At 67.4% G+C, this 19,019-nt stretch carries 16 protein-coding genes; 9 read left to right on the forward strand and 7 right to left on the reverse strand.

Annotation, left to right across the window (positions count from 1 at the left end):
• The 4 genes from A5771_RS04750 to eccB form a co-directional block, all read right to left on the reverse strand.
• The coding region (locus A5771_RS04750; protein WP_082947064.1) for a WXG100 family type VII secretion target at positions 1 to 209 on the reverse strand (209 nt) is incomplete at its 3' end.
• Positions 210 to 323: 114 nt separating this feature from the next.
• Positions 324 to 623 carry a PE family protein gene (locus A5771_RS04755; protein ID WP_064854056.1) on the reverse strand — a complete coding sequence of 100 codons (300 nt, stop codon included), beginning with the start codon at positions 621 to 623 and terminating at the stop codon, positions 324 to 326.
• A gap of 360 nt (positions 624 to 983) precedes the next feature.
• Positions 984 to 5,183 (reverse strand): type VII secretion protein EccCa, encoded by a 4,200-nt coding sequence (eccCa, locus tag A5771_RS04760; RefSeq protein WP_064854057.1) that lies wholly within the window; start codon positions 5,181 to 5,183, stop codon positions 984 to 986.
• Positions 5,180 to 6,697 carry a type VII secretion protein EccB gene (eccB, locus tag A5771_RS04765; protein ID WP_064854058.1) on the reverse strand — a complete coding sequence of 506 codons (1,518 nt, stop codon included), beginning with the start codon at positions 6,695 to 6,697 and terminating at the stop codon, positions 5,180 to 5,182. Before eccB ends, eccCa begins: the two co-directional genes overlap by 4 nt.
• 564 nt (positions 6,698 to 7,261) lie before the next feature.
• Here eccB and A5771_RS04770 point away from each other — a divergent pair.
• The 3 genes from A5771_RS04770 to A5771_RS04780 all read left to right on the forward strand — a co-directional run bounded on the left by A5771_RS04770 (position 7,262) and on the right by A5771_RS04780 (position 11,422).
• Complete coding sequence (locus A5771_RS04770; RefSeq protein ID WP_064854059.1) at positions 7,262 to 9,028, forward strand: molybdopterin-dependent oxidoreductase; 1,767 nt, start codon at positions 7,262 to 7,264, stop codon at positions 9,026 to 9,028.
• A 180-nt stretch (positions 9,029 to 9,208) separates the two neighbouring features.
• Positions 9,209 to 10,969 carry a molybdopterin-dependent oxidoreductase gene (locus A5771_RS04775; protein WP_064854060.1) on the forward strand — a complete coding sequence of 587 codons (1,761 nt, stop codon included), beginning with the start codon at positions 9,209 to 9,211 and terminating at the stop codon, positions 10,967 to 10,969.
• Between the two features lie 60 nt (positions 10,970 to 11,029).
• Complete coding sequence (locus A5771_RS04780) at positions 11,030 to 11,422, forward strand: hypothetical protein (protein ID WP_131808891.1); 393 nt, start codon at positions 11,030 to 11,032, stop codon at positions 11,420 to 11,422.
• Between the two features lie 27 nt (positions 11,423 to 11,449).
• Here the strand turns inward: A5771_RS04780 and A5771_RS04785 are convergent, their stop codons facing one another.
• Positions 11,450 to 12,013: a hypothetical protein gene (locus A5771_RS04785; RefSeq protein WP_064854062.1), complete on the reverse strand. Its 564-nt coding sequence runs from the start codon at positions 12,011 to 12,013 to the stop codon at positions 11,450 to 11,452.
• 642 nt (positions 12,014 to 12,655) lie between these two features.
• Here A5771_RS04785 and A5771_RS04790 point away from each other — a divergent pair.
• Positions 12,656 to 13,306, forward strand: a complete 651-nt coding sequence (locus A5771_RS04790; RefSeq protein WP_064854085.1) for a hypothetical protein — start codon at positions 12,656 to 12,658, stop codon at positions 13,304 to 13,306.
• Here the strand turns inward: A5771_RS04790 and A5771_RS04795 are convergent.
• Positions 13,303 to 13,875, reverse strand: a complete 573-nt coding sequence (locus A5771_RS04795; protein WP_064854063.1) for an SAM-dependent methyltransferase — start codon at positions 13,873 to 13,875, stop codon at positions 13,303 to 13,305. The genes A5771_RS04790 and A5771_RS04795 overlap by 4 nt on opposite strands.
• A gap of 22 nt (positions 13,876 to 13,897) precedes the next feature.
• Between A5771_RS04795 and A5771_RS04800 the strand changes: the two genes are divergently transcribed.
• Positions 13,898 to 15,556: a hypothetical protein gene (locus tag A5771_RS04800; protein ID WP_064854086.1), complete on the forward strand. Its 1,659-nt coding sequence runs from the start codon at positions 13,898 to 13,900 to the stop codon at positions 15,554 to 15,556.
• A 6-nt stretch (positions 15,557 to 15,562) separates the two neighbouring features.
• Here A5771_RS04800 and A5771_RS04805 read toward each other — a convergent pair whose 3' ends face one another.
• Positions 15,563 to 15,958 carry a hypothetical protein gene (locus A5771_RS04805; protein ID WP_064854064.1) on the reverse strand — a complete coding sequence of 132 codons (396 nt, stop codon included), beginning with the start codon at positions 15,956 to 15,958 and terminating at the stop codon, positions 15,563 to 15,565.
• Between the two features lie 126 nt (positions 15,959 to 16,084).
• Between A5771_RS04805 and A5771_RS04810 the strand changes: the two genes are divergently transcribed.
• From A5771_RS04810 to A5771_RS04825, 4 genes are all read left to right on the forward strand, one after another.
• Positions 16,085 to 16,396 (forward strand): DUF732 domain-containing protein, encoded by a 312-nt coding sequence (locus A5771_RS04810; RefSeq protein WP_064854065.1) that lies wholly within the window; start codon positions 16,085 to 16,087, stop codon positions 16,394 to 16,396.
• A 44-nt stretch (positions 16,397 to 16,440) separates the two neighbouring features.
• Positions 16,441 to 17,460, forward strand: coding sequence for a DNA topoisomerase IB (locus A5771_RS04815; RefSeq protein ID WP_064854066.1), 1,020 nt, complete (start codon positions 16,441 to 16,443; stop codon positions 17,458 to 17,460).
• Between the two features lie 85 nt (positions 17,461 to 17,545).
• Entirely contained in the window at positions 17,546 to 18,208 is a 663-nt protein-coding gene (locus A5771_RS04820; RefSeq protein ID WP_064854067.1) for an amidohydrolase family protein, read from the forward strand.
• A gap of 46 nt (positions 18,209 to 18,254) precedes the next feature.
• Positions 18,255 to 19,001 (forward strand): glycoside hydrolase, encoded by a 747-nt coding sequence (locus A5771_RS04825; protein ID WP_428844386.1) that lies wholly within the window; start codon positions 18,255 to 18,257, stop codon positions 18,999 to 19,001.
• Positions 19,002 to 19,019: the final 18 nt, after the last annotated feature.

Genomic DNA, 19,019 nt, shown 5'->3' on the forward strand with positions numbered 1-19,019 from the left:
ATGTTCACGATGTTGCGAAACGCCGTCTGCATCTGACCCATGGTGTCCATCGAGGTCCGCTCGGCCAGACCACCCCAACCCGCACCCGAGATGTTGGTCGACGACGCCCACATCCGCCGGGCCTCATCCTCCACCGTCTGAGCGTGCACATCGAAACGCCCCGCCATCGCACGCATCGCGTCCGGATCGGTCATAAAACGTGTTGCCACTGTTGTCTCTCCTTGTCTTGAAGTTCGTTGGTCGTTGTTTCTAGTGGTTACCTGGTCGCCGGATAGAGCCCCCGGTCATGTCCGGCTGTGCACAAAAGAACGGCTCTCCTCCCATCAGCCCGCCGACGCCGCGTTGGCGGCCTCGGTGGCGGCGTAGGAGGTGGCACTGCTGTTGAGGGTGGCTACGAACATCTCGTGGATCGCTGCGGCCTGCGCGCTCACCTGCTGGTACATCGTCGCGTGGGCGGCGAACTGTGCAGCGGTCAACGCTGAGACCTCATCGGCGGCGGCCGGAACCACGCCGGTGGTCGGGGCGGCGGCCGCGGCGTTCTGCGCGTTCAGCGCCGCACCGATTCCGCTCAAGTTCCCGGCCGCGGCGGCCAGGGCCTCCGGTTGCGCGTTCACGAACGACATTGGATTTCCTCCTCGGATCGCCGTCAGCAATCTTTCTGCCACTGAGCCTAAGCGCTGAAAACGGCCGATACGGCCCTTGATACTTACTGTTCATCTGGCCGAAGCAACTGTTCACCTGGGGTAACGAAGGGGTAACCCGGGGCCGGTGTCGCCGCCCGCGAAAGAAAGCCGACCTGCTGAAACACAATCTTGCGATTTCCCGCCGTGGACGCTGGCGTGACGCCGCACCGGGGCGCCCGCAACGGACCCCGCGATTAAAATCTGGCCGCGGCGAAATGCCGCCGGCCGCCCCGGCGTGACCCCGCCAGCAACTGCCCGACGCTGTTACAGGCGTCACAGCGGTGACTGACGGGACACGGCTCAGCGAACCGGGGTGGCCGTTCGTTCCTGCGTCGGCGCGCGCCGCAGCTCGGTGGCGGCGACCTGCACGAACACCCCGGTGTCCTCGGCCATCAGCAGGCCGCGGCCGCGGGGCAGCGGGCCGCCCTTCATCTTGCCGCGGATAAAGCCCTCGTCGGGGTCGGCGTCCATCACCAGCAGTGGCGCGTTGGCCTGGTGCAGGGCCCGCAGCAGCGGGTCGCTGCCCGCCGAGGACCAGCCGCCGAAAGTCCGGGTGGCGATCACGTGCAGGCCCACATCCGCCGACCGGGTCACCCAGGGGGCGGCCTTCTGGAAGGGCGAGTCGAAGCCGGGCGGGAACTGCTGGATGTCATCGATGATCAAGAAGATCTCCGGCCCGCTCCACCAGGTGCGGGACAGCAGCTCCTCGGCCGACAGGCCCGGCGGTGGCTCACGGTTGGCCAGCGTGGCGTTCAACTCGGAAATGAGCGCGACTGCGCCATCCAGGTTATAGGCGAACTTCTCCACGTAGTCCGAGCCCAGGGTGGTCAACAGCTGCCGACGGGGGTCGATCAGCCACACCTGCGCAGACGGCTGCCCGGTGGGCGGCGCGGTGCTGGAACCGGGCGCGTACAACCGCTCGATCTCGCTCATGATGGTGGCCAGCGTGGTGGTGCGACCGCTTTCCCGGCGACCGGTCACCATCAGGTGCCCGTTCTCGGCGAAGTTCAGATAGACCGGCTGCAGGTCGAGTTCGGAGATCGCCCAGGCGATGCCGCCCGCGCCCACACCTTCGCGCTTGTCGTTGGCCGCGACCGCCCGCACCTCGTCGAGGCCGAACCGCGCCGGCAGGCGCCGTACCGGGCGCACCCGGCCCACCGCGACCTGGCTGACCGCGGCGCCGACGCTGTCGGACTCGAAGATGTGCTCGTCGGTGCCGGCCATCGCCGGCCGGGCGATCAGCGTGTGCAGACCGGACTGGGGATCGCTGTCCAGTCGCACGTAGTTGACCGCGACCATGCCGCGGCCCGGCTTGACCGGGACGTCCTTGGCGAACCGGGAACGCACCAGCTTGGCGTCCTCCACCGCGGCCAGGCGCAGCTCGACCCGGGATCCGAAGCCGCTGCGGACCGGCGGGCGCAACTCCGACTCGCGGTCGGCGGTCACCACCACGTGCACGCCGAACGACGGTCCCTGGTTGATGATCTGGTTGACCTGCTCGACGAGCACCTCGTTCTCTTCGGACAGCGCCCGGTAGTTGTCGACCACCAGGTAGACGTCGCCGAACCCATCGTTGGGCACTTTGCCGGGGGCACCGTCGAACTTGCGCCGCCGGAACACATCCATCGAGGCGACGTCGTTCTCCAGGAAGCTGCGCTTGCGGGTCCGCACCAGCGCCAGCAGTTCGGCGACCGTGCGACGCACGCCGTCGGGGTCGGTCGGCCCACAGACGCTGCCCACGTGCGGCAGGCTGGCGACCGTGGTCAGCGAGGTACCGCTGTAGGCCAGGCAGTAGAACTGGACCTGTTCGGGGGTGTGGGTCAAGGCCGCCGAGGAGATCAGTGTCTGCAGCGCCGTCGTCTTGCCGGCGCCGCCCGCGCCCAGGATCAGCACATTGGCGCCCGGTCCGGAGGTGTCCACCGTCCACGGCGGCTGGTCGTGCTTGTACGGCCGGTCGATGACCCCGATCGGGAACACCAGGTCGCGCCGGGTGCCGTAGTCCTGCTGCCAGGGGTGGCCCAGGTAACGGTTCACCAACTCGTCGACGGCCACCGGGACGTCCAACGGCGGCTGCCACAGCCGGTAGGGCTCGAAGTCGATCTGGCGCAGCTGGTCGATGATGACGGTGCCGACCTTGGGCGTCCGGATGAAGTCCTCTTCCTCGGCGAGCAGCTCCTCGGCCGGGGTGGCGGTGATGGCCGGGGTTTCCTCGGCCGCCTCGAGCTCAGTCCCGCTGACGCTGACCTCCAGCGGGGTGAACGCGGTGGTGAACAGCTGCGGCCGGATGTAGTCGATGGAGTGCACCTGCGGCAACGCCTCGTCGTCGAGGACCCCGCCGCGGTGGTAGTCCCGCCACAGGAATTCGGCCTGGAAACGGATGACCTCTTCCCCGCTCTTGCGGAAGTAGCCCAGGCCGGCCTTGCCCGGCAGGTTCACCGCGTTCGGCACGCCGGCAGCCTGTGCTGCACCGGCCGTCTGCGCCTTGAGCACCAGCCGATAGCCCATGTTCTCCATCAGCTTCTCGGCGCGGCTCTCGATGGTCTGCGACGCCATCATCAGGTGCACCCAGTAGGCGCGGCCCTGCCGACCGATCGAGTCGAGCACCTCTACCGCCGTCGGCATGATGCGGAACCACTCGTAGAACTCGTCGATCACCACGACGAGCATCGGCAGCGGCGGCAGGCTGTAGTCGCCGCGCGCCCGCATCCGGGACCGAATCTCGTTGTACTCCTTGGCGCCGTCGACGCCCGCGCTGTCGCACATCGACTTGCGGCGGGCGATCTCGCCCCACATCGCCTCCAGGAAGCGTTCCATCAGCGCCTGGTCGTCTTCCAGGTCGGTGATGATGCGCGACACGTGCGGTACCCCGGAGAACGGCTTGACCGCCGAGCCGCCCTTGAGGTCGGCCAACACGAACTGCAGCTCGTCCGGCGGGTGGGCCAGCAGCAGCGATTCGATCACCGTGCGCACCAGCGTCGACTTACCCGAGCCGGTGGTTCCCGACATGACGCCGTGCGGGCCGTCGCCGCCCTCGTCCAGCGACTTCATGTCGAGGAACAACAGCTCACCGTTGTCGGAGCGGTTGCCGAACGGCACCCGCAACCGGGACCGGGTGCCCTCCTGCTGCCGGCTGGTCCACAGCTGGGCGAAGTCGATCCGCCCGGCGTCCTCGATGCCGTAGTAAGACAGGATGTCGCGGGCCCCGATGTGGTGAGTCACCCGCTGACCGATCTCCTCGTAGGCCTCGGCCAGCCGCCAGTGCGCCATCCGCTGCGCGAACTGCTCGGCGTCGGACGGACTGACCTGGTCAGCCAGGGCGAAGAACCACTCGTTGTCGTCGATGACCATCCAGGTGTCACGGTCGCGCGGCAAGGCGTTGATGATGCCCTTGTCGTCCAAGCGCAGCACCCGCTGCGAAACGCCCCGCCACTCGGGTGCGCCGGTCAGGTCGAAGAACGTGACCCCGTCGATGCCCTCGGTGGTGTTGACGTACTCCCACTGCGGATCATCGCCGTCGACGATGATCAGGTGGTGCGGCGTCGGGGTCTCCGCCGACGAGCTGGCGTGCCGCGGCATGAACGAGCCGCGCCCGGAGAACAGCTCGGCGTGTTCGTTGGCGAAGTCGCGCACCGAGCCGTACACCATGCGGGCGTTACCGGCGGCGTCTTGGCGGCGCGGGTCGCCGAAGTGCGGCAGCCACTTCACCCAATCCCATTGCTCCACATCGGAAGTGACGACAATCATGCGGAGGTGGTCAGGTCCGTGCGAGAACGCCAACTGGCAGATGATCGCGCGCATCAGCCCGAGCACGTGCTCGCGATCGCCGACCAGCGAATACCAGGGCTCGACCAGTAGCGAGACCATCTTGGGCAGGTTGTAGACCACACTCTGATAGCGCCCGAACTCCTGCAGCGCCTTGCCGGTCACGGGTTCGAGCTCGATGTCGGTGGGCATGTTCTGCGGCTCGCCCCAGGTGACCTCGGGCCGCGTCATGCCGACCCCGACCCGAGCCAGGCCGAAGTTGAGGTCCTTGCCGTTGGGCTGGCGCTCCCACATCCGCGAAGATCCGACCGCGGCGGTCAGCGTGGACGGCGCCGGGTGGTACCACCGGTAGTTGGCGTCCATGCTGTCGGCGGACTCCGCGGCCGACTCCCGCAGCCGGTCCAGCATGAGCATGAACTGGGCACGCATCGCGTCGAGCTTGGGCCGGCTCAACTGCTGGGCGCCGCCGCCGAAGCGGCCGCCGAACATCATCATCGCGATACCGCCGATCATGAAGATCGGGAAGATGGCACCGGCGCCCAGGAACATCCGGGAGCCATTGGCCACCGTCATCGACACCATGCCGACCAGCAGACCGACGACCAGCACGCCGACCACCACCAGCCACCACGGCTTGCCTTCCGGCGGCGGGACGCTCAGCGGCGTCGGCAAGACGATGTTCTCCGGCTTGACCACCGGAGCGCGTTCCGGCGTCGGCCGGGCGTATCCACGTTTCACTTGGGTACCGCCAATTCTGCAGGGTTCATATCGGTTGGCAGGGTGTCGTGGCGTACCAGCGCATCCTGGCGGGACAGCGTCGGGCCGTGTGCGAGCAGCCGCAATGCCACCGACGGTGCCAAAGCAGGCTCACCGACCAGGCCCAGTGCCTTGCGCTCGTCGTCGCCGGGGACGCCGAATCGCACACCGGAAGCGGACAACCACCACAACGATTCCCGGGTGGAGGCGTCCGGGTCGTTGCCGGTCACCGCGACGAAGTTGCCGTAGCCCGGACCGAAGTAGACCCGGTCGGCCTGCGGCATGCTTTTGTCGTTGGTCTTCACCAGTGACACCACGCGGCTGATCTGCTTCTGCGGCACCGGGATCGTGGGGCCGGACACCACCTGCACCCGGGCCCGGCTTTCGCCGTTGGAGCGCTCCCACCACCAGCAGGTGGAGGGGTTCTCCTTCATGTCCACCACCTTGAGCGGTCCCTCCGGGTAGGCCGACAGGTCCAGCCCGGTGACCACCGGCATCTTCGCCAGCACCGGCGGCGCCACCACGGCCGGCGCACCGCCCGCGGTCGCCCCGGCGTTCTGCAGTATGCGTGCCACCACCGGCGACACGGTCTGGACACCGTTCATCAGGACCACCGAGTACTGCTGCGGACCAGCCAATTGCGGAGTCGTGAAGACGGTTCCCACCGGACCAGGTGCGTTGGGGAAGGCCGGCGGACGACCGGCGTCGGGCACGAACGGCACCGCCAGCTCCGGCCCTACCGGCAAGGCGTCGAACAACGCCTGGCTCATCGGCCGGGCATGCTCGACCTGTTCGGGCGTCAGACCCAGTGGCAGCAACACCGCCCGGTCGGCGGCGTCGATGCGCGAGCGCCGGCCCTGCCGCACGACCCACGAGTCGTCTCCGTAGCGCAGCACCACCGAGTCCGGGCCGTCGAGCACCCGGCGACGGGAATCGGGGTCGAGGTCGGGGCTGCCGTCGATCACGGTGACCGTCACCGGTGACGTCACTCCGACACCCTGGACATTGGCGACGGTGTCGCAGATCAGCCACGACGAGGACGTCGGTGAGGTCGGCTGAATGTCCGACGGCGCCCCGGGGATGCCGACAAGCGGGCCGTGCGGCTGCTCGGCGATCTGCGCGGCGCGCACTTTGTGGGGGTTGTCGGGCCGACCGGCAATCAGCCGGGCCGAGGCCAAATTCAGCGCCGGATATAAGGTGCCACCGACCCGCACGTAGAGGGCACCCGAATCACGGTCGGCGATAATCGGCGATTCGTTCAGCTGGCCCGACGGGCTCAGAAACGACCACAGCAGCGCTCCGAGACAGATGACCGAAGCTGCCGAGACCGAGGCGACCACGGCTAGCGCCTGCCGCCGGCCCGGTTCCACCTCCATCCGAACCTGCCAGCGGGTCAACGCCATCGCGGTGCGTCGCGCCAGGAATTGGTACCCGGTCATCTGGGTGCGTGTCGACAACCCAAGGCCGTAACCGGGCCCCCGCTGTTCGTCAGCCACGGTGCGTCCCAACCCCCGCCCGTTGCACTGCTTTATTGGTGGTCATCTACCCCTGCCTGATCACACGTTTCTTCTCTGCGCATGCTAGCCCTGTTGCGCAGCGCTCGCCTGTTGCGCAGATTGCAATCCGGCGGCGGTGGCGAATTCGGTTCGCCGGTTCTCCCTCGAATTATGGACGCATTAGGTAAACGGTCAGTTACGCGCGAGATTCGGATGAGTGCGCCGGCGCGCCGGCCAGGGTCAGCCCCGGTGCTCGCCGGGAAAAAATCGCGCCGATCCCAAGGCCGCCGCCGCCCGAGACGCGCCGAGGGCTCGACACCGCAATGACGGCAGCTGTTCGGGCCACGATCCGCATCTGCGATATCTGAGCTTCCTGCCAGAAGCCTGTGCATTTGGTGTCAGAGCGGCAGAGCAAGAGGCTCCCGGCTGTACTGTCGCGGCGTGACAACGATCGACGGACAGGGCGCTGAAGGGCAGCTCGACCCACGGGGTCCTGCCACCTCACCAGCAACGAAAGAGACAACCCACCACGTCAAGTACTCCGCCGACGTCGTCGACGTCGAGTTGGAGCTGGAACAGGGCTACCGCACCGAGATTCATAAGAACCACGACGACACCGTCGACGTCGAGACCTATGGCGGCGGCTTCGACCTGTCCCGTCGCGCGATTGCTCCGCGTCTGCGCGTCGGCAAAGACAGGTGGTTCAACCTGCTGTGGTTGATCCCGATCGGCTTCGTCGGGCTGGTGGCGATGATCGCGATCGGCAAGGGCGTTCGCAATATCCCCGGCGTGGAGGACTTCATCGCCCAATACCCGGGCAGCACTCCCTCGTCCGCGGTCGAAGATGGCCTGCCCGCCTGGATCGGCTGGACGCACTTCTTCAACCTGTTCATGATGATTTTCATCATCCGGGCCGGTATTCAGATCCTCTGTGACCACCCGCGCCTGTACTTCAGCCGCAACTCCACCCCCGGTAAAGACGAATGGCTGCGGGTCGGGCCGCCGGTCCCCGACGACCCGTACTGGACCGCCAACGCCGACACCGTCGCGCTGCCGGCGCAGTTCGGCCTGCCCGGCTTCCGGCACTCGATCGGCCTGGCCCGCTGGTGGCACCTGGGCACCGCCGTGCTGTGGCTGCTCAACGGCGCGATCTTCTACGTGCTGCTGTTCACCACCGGGCAGTGGCGGCGTATCGTGCCGACCAGCTGGGACATCATCCCGCACGCCGCCTCGGTGATGATCCAGTACGCCTCGCTGGACTGGCCCGACGACCACACCTGGACCAACTACAACGCGCTGCAGTTGATCTCGTACTTCGTCACGGTGTTCATCGCCGCGCCGGCCGCGTTGATCACCGCGCTGGGCATGTCCCCGGCGCTGTCACAGCGCCTCGGGCTGATCAGCAAGCACATGCGGCTGAACCTGCAGATCGCCCGATCCCTGCACTTCGTGGTGCTGGTCTACTTCCTGATGTTCATCCTGGTGCACGTCACGATGGTGTTCGCCACCGACGCCTTCGACAACCTGAACCACATGTTCGCCGCGCGCGGGTGCGCCCCGGGCGCCGGGCCCGAATGCCACAGCGCCACCGGGTTCTATGTGTTCTGCCTGGCCGCGGTGGTGTGCATCATCGGCTGGGTCGCCGCCACCCCGCTGACGCTCCGCTACCCGCGGGTCGTCCAGAAGGTCGGCTACGCCCTGATCGGACCGTTCCAGCGGACGCTGGAGAAGCTCAACCCGCAGCCCGGCACCTTCACCGAGGACGACATATCACCGTTCCACTGGCGCAACGGCCGGCTGCCGGAGACCGTCGAGTACAAGGAGCTGGAGGCCGGCGACTTCAAGGACTGGCGGCTGAAAGTCTATGGGCTGGTAGAGAATCCGATGGAGTTCTCGCTGGAGGACCTCAAGGCGCTGCCCTACCACGACCAGATCACCCAGCATATGTGTGTGCAGGCCTGGTCCGGTGTGGCCAAGTGGGGCGGCGTGCAGATGTCGACGATCATGAACATCGTCAAGCCGTTGCCGGAGGCGAAGTGGGCCGTGTTCTACTCCATGGGGCTGGGCGCCACCGGCGGGATCTACTACAACGCACACCCGGTCGACCAGATGTGGCATCACATGTCGATGCTGGCCTACAACATGAACGACCAGCCGCTGCCCTACATGCACGGCCGACCGCTGCGACTGCGCAACGAATTGCAGCACGGCTACAAGCTGGTCAAGTGGATCAAGGGCATCGAATTCGTCGCCTCGTACGAGGAGATCGGCAGCGGTCACGGCGGCTACAGCGAAGACCACAAGTTCTTCGGACGCCACCAGACCATCTGACGCACGCTTGACGCGTTGAGGGGCCGGCCCATCAGGGCCGGCCCCTTGCTGCGTTGCAGGCCGTTGCGGAGATGTCCAGCTACCCGGCACCGAATCCGCACGTAGCTGCCAGCCCCGCCGTTTAATATCCCGCATGTTAATCCTTTATATTGCGGATACGGACGGGCGAGGTATCGGGTCATGGCGCACGCCGAGGAGAACCACCGAAACGATCGAACAGCGCTGGCGGACTACCGTGCCGAGCTCAAACCCGCACACCACGTGGTGGATCACGAGACCTGGGCGGGCGGCCTCGGCGAGAAGAGGGCCATCGCCCCGCGGCTGCGCGTCGGACGCGACAGGTGGCTCAACCTGCTGTGGCTGATCCCGATCGGCTTCGCGACGCTGGTCGCCGCCGTCGCCGTGGCGAAGTACCTGGTGGGTTTCCCGGCGGTCGAGGACTTCGTCCACCGCTATCCGGGCACCGTCGCCCCCGCGGGCAGCACCCCCGGGATACCCGCCTGGGCCGGCTGGCAGCACTTCTTCAATCTTTTCCTGATGACGTTCATCATCCGGTCCGGCATCCAGATCCTCGCCGACCATCCGCGGCTGTACTTCAGCCGCAACGCCACCCCGGACACCGACGAGTGGCTTCGCATCGCCGGGCCGGTCCCCGACGACCCGATGTGGACGGCCAAGCAGGACTCGGTGGGTCTCCCCGACCAGCTCGGTCTACCCGGAATCCGTCACGCCATCGGTCTGGCCCGCTGGTGGCATCTGGGCACCGATGTGTTGTGGCTGGCCAACGGGGCGGTGTTCTACGTCCTGCTGTTCAGCACCGGACACTGGCGGCATCTGATGCCCACCAAGGACGTGCTCCCCAATGCAGTCTCGGTGGGCATCCAGTACCTGTCGCTGAACTGGCCCGACGACAACGGCTGGGTGGCCTACAACAGTCTGCAGGTACTGGCCTATTTCACCACGGTGTTCATCGCCGCCCCGGCCGCGGTCATCACCGGGCTCGGAATGAGTCCCGCGGTGTCCATGCGGCTGACGCACATCAGTAAGCGGCTGAGCATCCAGCTGGCCCGCTCGCTGCACTTCCTGGTGATGGCCTACTTCCTGGTGTTCATCGGCGTCCACGTCACGCTGGTGTTCGCCACCGACGCGGTGCGCAATCTCAACCACATGTTCGCCGCCCGCGACGGCTCCGGACTGGCCGGATTCTGGGTGTTCGTCGCGGCGATGACGGTGACAACCGTGGCCTGGGTGTGGGCCACCCCGTTCACCTACCGCCACCCGCGGGTGGTGCAGCGGGTCGGCTACGCGCTGATCGGCCCACTGCAGCGGGTGTTCGAGTACGCCAACCCCAGGCCGGGTGCGTTCACCGAAGAACACATCTCACCGCACTTCTGGCACAACGGCACCTACCCCGAAACCGTCGAGTACAAGGAGCTTCTCGCCGGCGACTTCACCGACTGGCGACTGCATATCCACGGACTGGTCGAGCACCCGAGAGATTTCTCCCTCGATGAGCTGAAAGCCCTGCCCTACCACGAGCAGATCACCCAGCACTTCTGCATTCAAGGTTGGTCGGGGGTGGCCAAGTGGGGTGGCGTCGCGATGACGACGATCCTCGACATCGTCAAACCACTGCCCGAGGCCAAGTGGGTGGTGTTCTACTCGATGGCCCCCGGATCCGACGGCGGTCTCTACTACGACGCCCACGACATCGCGCAGATGGACCACCACCTGACGATGCTGGCCTACCGGATGAACGACGAACCGCTCAGCTACGGCCACGGCGCACCACTGCGACTACGCAACGAACTGCAGCACGGCTTCAAAATGGTCAAGTGGCTCAGGGGAATCGAGTTCGTCGCGCACTTCCGCGAAGTCGGCGGAGGCTACGGCGGCTACAACGAGGATCACGAGTTCTTCGGGTACCGCCAGACGCTGTAACCGGCCCGTCGGCCGGGCCGTCGTAGGGTAAGTCCGAGCAACCGAGCGACGGGAGAATCCATGCGGAATCGCGGTATCGGAAAGTCAGTCCTGTCCATGGTGGTGGCCGGGCTCGCCGTCGGCGCGGTCGCGACCGCCTGCGGTGACTGCGAAGGCGATACCGAGGAGGGCGCGGTCGGCGAGGCCACCGAAGCCCCAGCCGCCCCGCTGGCGCCGATCGCCCCCGGTGAAGCCGCCACCGTGCCGGATCCGACCACCGGCCCCGAAGCGCCGCTCACCAGTGCCGCACCCGCCGTCGAGCGTCCCGCACCGCAGGGTGAAGCCCAGACCGCGCCGGTACCGGCGGCGCCCCGGGTTCCGTCGGCCCCCGCTATCCCCGCTATTCCGGCGATTCCGGCCATTCCGGCGATCCCCGCTATTCCGGCGATTCCGGCGATTCCCGCCATCCCGTAGCCGCGCGGGGGTTTCTGGGGCGCCGGGTCAGATCCCCGTCCAGGCCGAGTCCAGGCGCTCGGCCACATCGATGATCTGGGCCTGCTGAGACTGCGGGCTCTCGATCTCGTCGGCGACGTAACTCGCGATGAACCGCCGGATCTCCGCGTCGACACCGGCGAAGATCCGCAGCAGCTCACCGCGAATGGACGTCGACGACACCTCCACGGTGATGTCGGACGACCGCGGTTTGGGCACGTCGATGATCAGCAGCAACGGCTCGGCGGCCCGCGCCGTGGCCCGCAACGCGATGTCGCCGGCGACGGTGAACCGCTGCTTATCCAGCCGCAGGTCGATGAGCAGGTCGATCTCCAACGGAATGTTGATGGCGAAGGTGAGCAGATTACCGAGACTGCGCGCAACCCGGGGCTGCTGGATGCGCACCTTGGCGCTGACCCGGGCGATCCCGCCCGGTCCCTGACGCATCGGGGGCATCTCGAACTCATCGCCGGCGATCGCGGCGAACGCGGCTGCCACGCGCTCTTCGGTGACCGCGATCTCGAAGAACTTCCGCCCGAACTCTTCGTAAGTCAGGTAGCTGAGGTTCTGCATAGCTTGATACCGTCTCACGTCCACATCGGTTACGGCCGCTGATCGGCGTGCGCGTCGTCGCCATCTTCGCACTTTCTGCTCTGGCCAGGGCGCGGCGTTCGGTCATCGGCACCGCCCCGGCCGGGAGCCGCAGGGCTCCGGCCGGCGCCGTTCTGATCCCGGCACCGGTGAGCATGGACCGGGGTCAGCTGCCCCACACCGCCGGGATAGGTCGCCGGCTCGAGTGCGGCGCACCTGCTGCGATATCGGTCAGAATCGGTAGGACCTCGGTGCACCATGTGCCGAAACCGGTGCGACCCAACGGGAATCGCTGGCCCTGTCAGCCATGGCAACGATACCCGATGCGCAACAGCAGTTTTCGGCGCTGACCCCTGTATCGCATAGCCAGTTATTCCATTTGCCAGGCCTTTTCACTCGCATTTGAAATAGGTTCCATTTCAAGCACTCTCAAATAACGCCGAGACAACGTCTACCTGCACTTCTCGACGTTCTCGACGGTCGAAATGCGGTACAGGCGGCCCATTTTCATCGTTCTACCTGGTGTTTTCTGTTGCGGCGTAATGTCTAACATGTTTCACTTCAAACGTGATGCCTGACACAGATTTTGGTGGGCGCTGAAAGCCATTGTTAATGTGCCTGGTCATGTTTGGTCTCGACGCGCTGATGGCGCTCATCCAGCAGGTTTCCGGCACGCCGTACATCACCGGTGGGGACAGCCCCGCGGGAACGGACTGCTCGGGCCTGGCATCGTGGGTGTCCAATGTGGCCACCGGCCGGCCCGCCTTCGGCGACCGGTTCCACACCGCCAACGAGGAGTCGGCGCTGCTGGCCCGCGGCTTCCAGTACGGCACCGCGCCCGGCGCTCTGGTGGTGGGCTGGAACAGCCACCACACCGCGGTCACGCTGCCCGACGGCACCCCGGTGGCCAGTGGCGAGCCCGGCGGCGTGCGGATCGGCGGCGGCGGCGCCTACCAGCCCCAGTTCACCCACCACATGTACCTGCCGATGAACACTGACGGGCCAGAGGCGCCGCCGATCGAAGCCCCCGTGCAGTTCGCCGCTCTGGAGGAGCCCCCGGCTCCCGAACCGCCCGCGGAGCCGATGGGCTTCGAATTGGCCCCGCCACCGGAGGCCCCGCCCGCCGAGGCGCCGCCGTTCGATGCGCCGCCGTTCGACGCCCCAATGGACCTGCCGCCCGGTGAGGCTCCGCCGATGGACGGCCCGTTTGCGGGCGAGCCGCCTGCCGAGCCGGGCCCCGCGCCGAGCGACCAGGAAGCGCCCGCGCCGGCTTAACCCGCCGACGCCGTTGCCTCGCTGCGGCGTCGTGCCAGCAGCCATGCCAGCCCGCGCCCTTCGCCGTCCGTGATCAACTCAAGATCGGCGAAGGCCACCCGGAGCTCACCGGGTGCGACCCGGAACCGCCCGGCGCTACCGCCGACCTGGCTGAGCGCGGTGATGGCCAACAGTCCGCCCGGCGCCAGGCGCGCGATCATCGACTCGTCCAGCCGCCGGTCGCGGAACCGGGCACAGTAGATGACGTCGGCGGGCGGCCCGTCGGGCAATCCGTCGTCGAGGTCAGCCACCTCGAAGCGGCACCGGTCGCCGAGACCGCTGCGGGCCGCCAGAGCGCGGGCCTGCTCGATCGCCACCGGGGATACGTCGAATCCCCGGACCTGCAACCCCCGCCCGGCCAGCCAGACCGCACCGGTCCCCTGCCCGCAAGCGACGTCGAGTGCATGGCCGGTGGTCGGGAACTCGTCCCAGTAGGCCTCGAACACCGCGGCCCCGCCTGTTGCAGCGGGCGCCGGCGCGTCCAGGTCGGCGTATTTCGCGTCCCAGCGGGCACGGTCGTCGTCACTCATCGCCGTGGACGATACTGCGGTGGTGGAACTACCGGTCACACTCGGCGGCTATCACGCCAAGCGGTGCGCCCGCGTCACCCATAACCTGTTCACCCCCGGTGCCGCAGAGCCGGCCGTTGCCTCGCCGGAGCTGGTGGCGTTGCGTGAGGCCGGGGTCGCCTTCGAGGCCGCGATTCTCGAGAAGTTGCGGGACCGCTACGGCGATTCGGAGCGGCTGGTGGTGCTCGACTCCGGCGCCGGCCGAGCCGAGCAGCGGCGGCGCACCCTGGCGGCGATGGACGCCGGCGTCGAGGTGATCGCCGGTGGGCTCCTGCCACCGGTCAACGGCCGCACCGGCCTGCCCGATGTGCTGATCCGGTATCAACGCGGCTATCTGCCGGTCGACATCAAGAACCACCGCACCCTAAGCACGTCGAAACGCTCCGAGGTGGCGGTGTCGACACTGTCGGCGCCGGATCAACTGCTGACCTGTCCCGGCTACAGCGATCACGGGGCACGCTGGCGTGACGATGTCATGCAGCTGGCGCATTACACCCGGATGCTGCAGGAGCTGGGGTATCACCCCGGCGTGCACCTGGGCGGCATCATCGGCAGCTCGGACCTCACCGAGCTTGTCGGCGAGATAAACGGGATCACCTGGTATGACCTGCAAGCCGAGACGATCATCACCTACTCTGCCCGCGACCCGAACCACCGCAAGAAGCGTTCCGCCCTGCAGCGCTACGACCACGAATTCGCTTTTCGCCTCCAAGTCGCCCAGGCTGCGGCGGCCGGACGGGAATTGGTGCGGCCCTACCGGATCGGCGACTGCGACACCTGCGATTGGTTCGACCACTGCGCCACGGTGGCCGGGGACGAGGACGCATCCTTCGCGATCGAGACCGGCCACCTCAACGTCCGGGAGTGGCAGTATCTGTACCGGCAGTGCGGCGACGGAACGACCTTGACCGTCGCGCAGTTGGCCGAGGTCGACCCCGACGCCCACGCCGAGGCGTTCGGTGTCCAATCGGTCGGCACCCAGAAGCCGGCCGACCGGCTGGCAAAGGCGGTCCGGCGCGCCCGGATGAGTTGCGCCGGAATTGATTACGAGCAGCGCCGGCCAAACCTCCCCGCGGTGCCGTCCGCCGACATCGAGGTCGACTTCGACATCGAGTGGGACAGCGACGCCAGGATCTACCAGTGGGGTCTGCGCATCCGCGACGGGCAGGACGACACCACCGCCTACTACGACCCGGTGGTCTCCTTCGCGCCGCTCGATGCCGGCGGCGAATCCGAGCTCGCCGATGAATTCGCCTTGCGCATGCGGCAATTGCGCGACCGCGCCGAGCGGGAGGGCAAATCCCTACGCGTCTTTCACTGGCATCATCCCGAGCTGTCGAGCACCCGCAGATTCACTGCCGTCGCCGAAGCCCTCGACGGGCTCACCTGCGATCTGCGCCAGTGGTTCGACGCGGAGTACTTCGCGCGCACCTCGTCGTCGATCAAATGCGTCGCCGGGTACTTCGGCTTTCAGTGGGAGGTCGATGACCCCGGCGGTCTGGCATCTCAGCTGGCGATCGACGTCGCCCGCGGCCACGGGCCGGAGGCCGAAGCGGCCCGGCAATGGTGCCTGCGCTACAACGAGTGCGACGTCGCAGCACAAGCCGCGATCCGCGACGGGCTGCGCGCCGACGGCGGGTGAGCCGGTTCAGCCCTGGGGCTGCACCGACGGGCAGATGTTGGCGTGCGCCGAGTCCACCACCTGGCGGGCGATCGGCTTGGGGATCTGCAGGTAGACCGAGACCTGCTCGACGATCAAACTGGTCGGATGCTTGGGGAACTCCAGGCAGGCGGTGCGCCCGGCGGCCAGCCGCGGCGCTTCGCTGCCGGGCGGGAACTGCGGGCGGATGGCGTTGAGGTAGGCCAACTCCCCCGCATTCGGGTACGTCGACTTCTGGGCGGAGCACAGCAGGATGTCCGGGCTGTTGCCGCAGTAGTCGGGGTCCCGGGGATTGACCGGGTCGGCGTGCGCCGCGGACGCAGCACCGATCAGCGCGGCCAGCGCAGTCGCGGCCAGCGTTGTCGCCAGGGCGGTTGATGTCACGTCCAGCGCCTTTCTGTTCTCGGCGCTGACGCTAGCAGCTATCCGGCCTCCATCGAGGGCGCTTGCCGGCCTCGGATCTCCGACCGGTCATCCCGGCCCGGCCGTGCTCGCCGTAGCATCGCCGTTATGAGTTGGGTCGCCTGGTTCACCGCACCGCTGGCCGCCGCCGGCTTCTCGGTGGGTGCCGTTGTGGGCGCTGCCCCGTCCCACGCCGACGACGCCGGGTTCATGAACTACCTCAATGCCCACGGCTACACCGCCCGCTACGCCGGGGACGAGCCGATAACCGAGCCCAGTGTGCGGGCGCTCGGGCACATGATCTGCGAGAACCTGCGCGTGGGCCGCAGCGTGGAAGTTCAGCAGCCGCATTATCCGGCGTGGCCGCAGTTCGCCCTAATCGCGGAGGCCGCACAACACGAGCTGTGCCCCGGCGCGTAGCAGCACCGGGTGTCGGCGGGGTGCGCCGCGGGTAACTCCGTGCCATGAGGCTGCGCAGAAGCAACATCGGGGCCGGCGGGTTCCGCCGGATCGGACGGGGCCGCGGCTTCTCCTACACCGACGGACAACGGCCGGTCGACGACCCGGAGGTGCTCGCCCGGATCAAGGAGCTGGCCATCCCGCCGGCGTGGCGCAACGTGTGGATCTGCCCCTACCCCAACGGACACATCCAGGCCGTCGGAACCGACGCCGCCGGACGCCGGCAGTATCTGTATCACCAGCAGTGGCAGGACGAGCGAGCCGAGGAGAAATACGACCGGGTGCTGACCCTGGCCAAGATGCTGCCGCAGTGGCGCGCCGATGTCCTGGTCGACCTGCGTGGCCGCGGGCTGAAACGCGATCGGGTGCTCGCGGTCGCCCAGCAGCTGATCGACCGGGGCTATTTCCGGGCCGGCGGCGAGGAGTACGCCCAGGAGAACGGCAGCTTCGGGCTGGCGACCCTGCTGCGTGACCACGTCCGGATCCGCAGCGGCTGCGTGAACTTTGACTATCCGGCCAAAAGCGGGGTGCGGCGGACGGTTTCGGTGGACGATCCGCTGGTGGTCCGGGCGGTGCGGTCGTTGTTGCGTGCGCCGACCGATATCCCCCGGCTGCTGGTGTACCGCACGCCCGAGGGCTGGTGCGAGGTGCGCGCCGACGATCTCAACGAACGGTTCCGGGCACTGACCGGTGAGCAGTTCAGCGTCAAGGACCTGCGGACCTGGCATGGCACCGTGCTGGCGGCCGAGAGTTTCGCCGCTGCCCGTGAGCCGACCTCGAAAACCGTTCGGCGCCGGGAGATCGCCGCGGTGATGCGTGCGGTCTCCGAGGAATTGGGCAACACGCCGGCGGTGGCCCGCAGCTCCTACGTGGATCCACGGGTAGTGGAGGCCTACGAGCGGGGGGTCACCATCCGCGCGGCGCTGGACCGGGCGAGAAAGCGCGCGAAGACGTCCGGGGCCGGGCTCGTCGCCGAGGATGCGACGGCGCGGTTGATCAGGCGCATCGATCGGGCACGGCGCTGAGCGTGCGCATCCACCGCGGCAACATCGTCTTCACCCCGACGCCGCGGGACTTCGTCAGCTGCTGCCCGGTTTCACCGACGCGCACGTGCACGCCTGCCAACTGCCGATCACCGGATTGCAGTCCGGCACCGAGCTGATCGACTGGCTGGACACGCTGGCCCTGCCCCAGGAGGCCGCCCTGGCCGACACGGCCTACGCCGACTCGGTATACCGCCAGTTCGGCGAATCCCTGTTGCGCAACGGCATCACCGGCTCGATCGTTGTGGCCCATGCTATTTATCTCAACGATCGCGAGAAGAAGGTGATCCGTGACACCGGCATGCTGGTCGCGCATTGTCCGCACTCGAATCTGAACCTGCTCAGCGGTGTGATACCCCTCGCGCAGTACCACGACCTGGGCATCCGCGTCGGTCTCGGCAGCGACGTCGGGGCCGGCCACACACTCAACATGTTCGACAACATCGTCGGCGCGGTCCAATCCGGCGCGATGAGCTACCTGACCGGCCAGGCGTCGCGCCCGGTACCGGCAGCCGAGGCGTTCTACTGCGCCACCAAGGGCGGCGGCAGCTTCTTCGGCAAGACCGGCAGTTTCGAGCCGGGCTATGCGTTCGACGCGCTCGTCGTCGACGGCTCAAGGTGGACGCAGCACCGGCAGATGAGCCTGCCGCAGCGTGTGGAGAAGCTCATCTACTGCGGCGATGACCGCAACATCGAACACGTCTACCTCAACGACCGGCGGTTGAGATGACACAGATGACGCGGTAACGCACCGGTCCCGGCGCTCACGCTGACCTATGCGACTCGGTAGCCGTCCTGGCCCACTGTCCTGCGATATCCGAGGTCAGTTCACTAAAGTGCAGGTGGTGGACAGACGGAAGATCGCCCGGCATTGCGGCCGCGGCCTCGCCATCGTGGCGTCGCTGGCGGTCTCCGCCGCCCTGATCTACGCCCAGAGCACCCACCCGCCGGCGCCGGAGCCCACCGAGACGGCTGACGCCGCAGCACCGCCCGCACCGCCCCCCGCCGGAAAAATTCGCATGGCCGACCCCGCCGAGGCCGCCGCACTAGCCGCGAACGTGCCGATACCGAGCGAAGGCCAGCAATTCACCTTCCCGCTGCCGGCCGGGGTAGCACCCGAGAACGGCCTGCAGGTCAAGACCATCTGGGCGGCCCGCACCATCGGTGTGCTGTTTCAGGAGATCAAGACGATCTACGGGTACCGCCAAGATCCGTTGCGCTGGCATCCGGACGGACTGGCGATCGACGTGATGATTCCCGATTACCACAGCGAGGCCGGCATCCTGCTCGGCGACCAGATCGCGGGCTATGCGCTGGCCAACGCCAAGCGCTGGGGCGTCAATCACGTGATCTGGCGGCAGAAGCTCTACCCCGGCGTCGGTGGCGGCAATTGGACGTCCGACTACGGCAATGAGACCGCCAACCACTACGACCACGTCCACATCGCCACCAACGGCGGCGGCTACCCGACCGGGCACGAGACGTACTTCGTCACCTCGATGACCCCGGCACCCCCGGACTGAGCGGCGCGGCGCAACTCA

Source organism: Mycolicibacter sinensis, assembly GCF_001667375.1.
GTDB classification, from domain to species: Bacteria; Actinomycetota; Actinomycetes; order Mycobacteriales; family Mycobacteriaceae; genus Mycobacterium; species Mycobacterium sinense_A.

Coding starts and splice junctions, on each gene's coding strand:
- A5771_RS04755 (WP_064854056.1), bottom strand. CDS start 623: ATGTCGTTCGTGAACGCGCAACCGGAGGCCCTGGCCGCCGCGGCCGGG.
- A5771_RS04775 (WP_064854060.1), top strand. CDS start 9,209: ATGGCGCACGCCGAGGAGAACCACCGAAACGATCGAACAGCGCTGGCG.
- A5771_RS04780 (WP_131808891.1), top strand. CDS start 11,030: ATGCGGAATCGCGGTATCGGAAAGTCAGTCCTGTCCATGGTGGTGGCC.
- A5771_RS04785 (WP_064854062.1), bottom strand. CDS start 12,013: ATGCAGAACCTCAGCTACCTGACTTACGAAGAGTTCGGGCGGAAGTTC.
- A5771_RS04790 (WP_064854085.1), top strand. CDS start 12,656: ATGTTTGGTCTCGACGCGCTGATGGCGCTCATCCAGCAGGTTTCCGGC.
- A5771_RS04795 (WP_064854063.1), bottom strand. CDS start 13,875: ATGAGTGACGACGACCGTGCCCGCTGGGACGCGAAATACGCCGACCTG.
- A5771_RS04810 (WP_064854065.1), top strand. CDS start 16,085: ATGAGTTGGGTCGCCTGGTTCACCGCACCGCTGGCCGCCGCCGGCTTC.
- A5771_RS04815 (WP_064854066.1), top strand. CDS start 16,441: ATGAGGCTGCGCAGAAGCAACATCGGGGCCGGCGGGTTCCGCCGGATC.
- A5771_RS04825 (WP_428844386.1), top strand. CDS start 18,255: ATGCGACTCGGTAGCCGTCCTGGCCCACTGTCCTGCGATATCCGAGGT.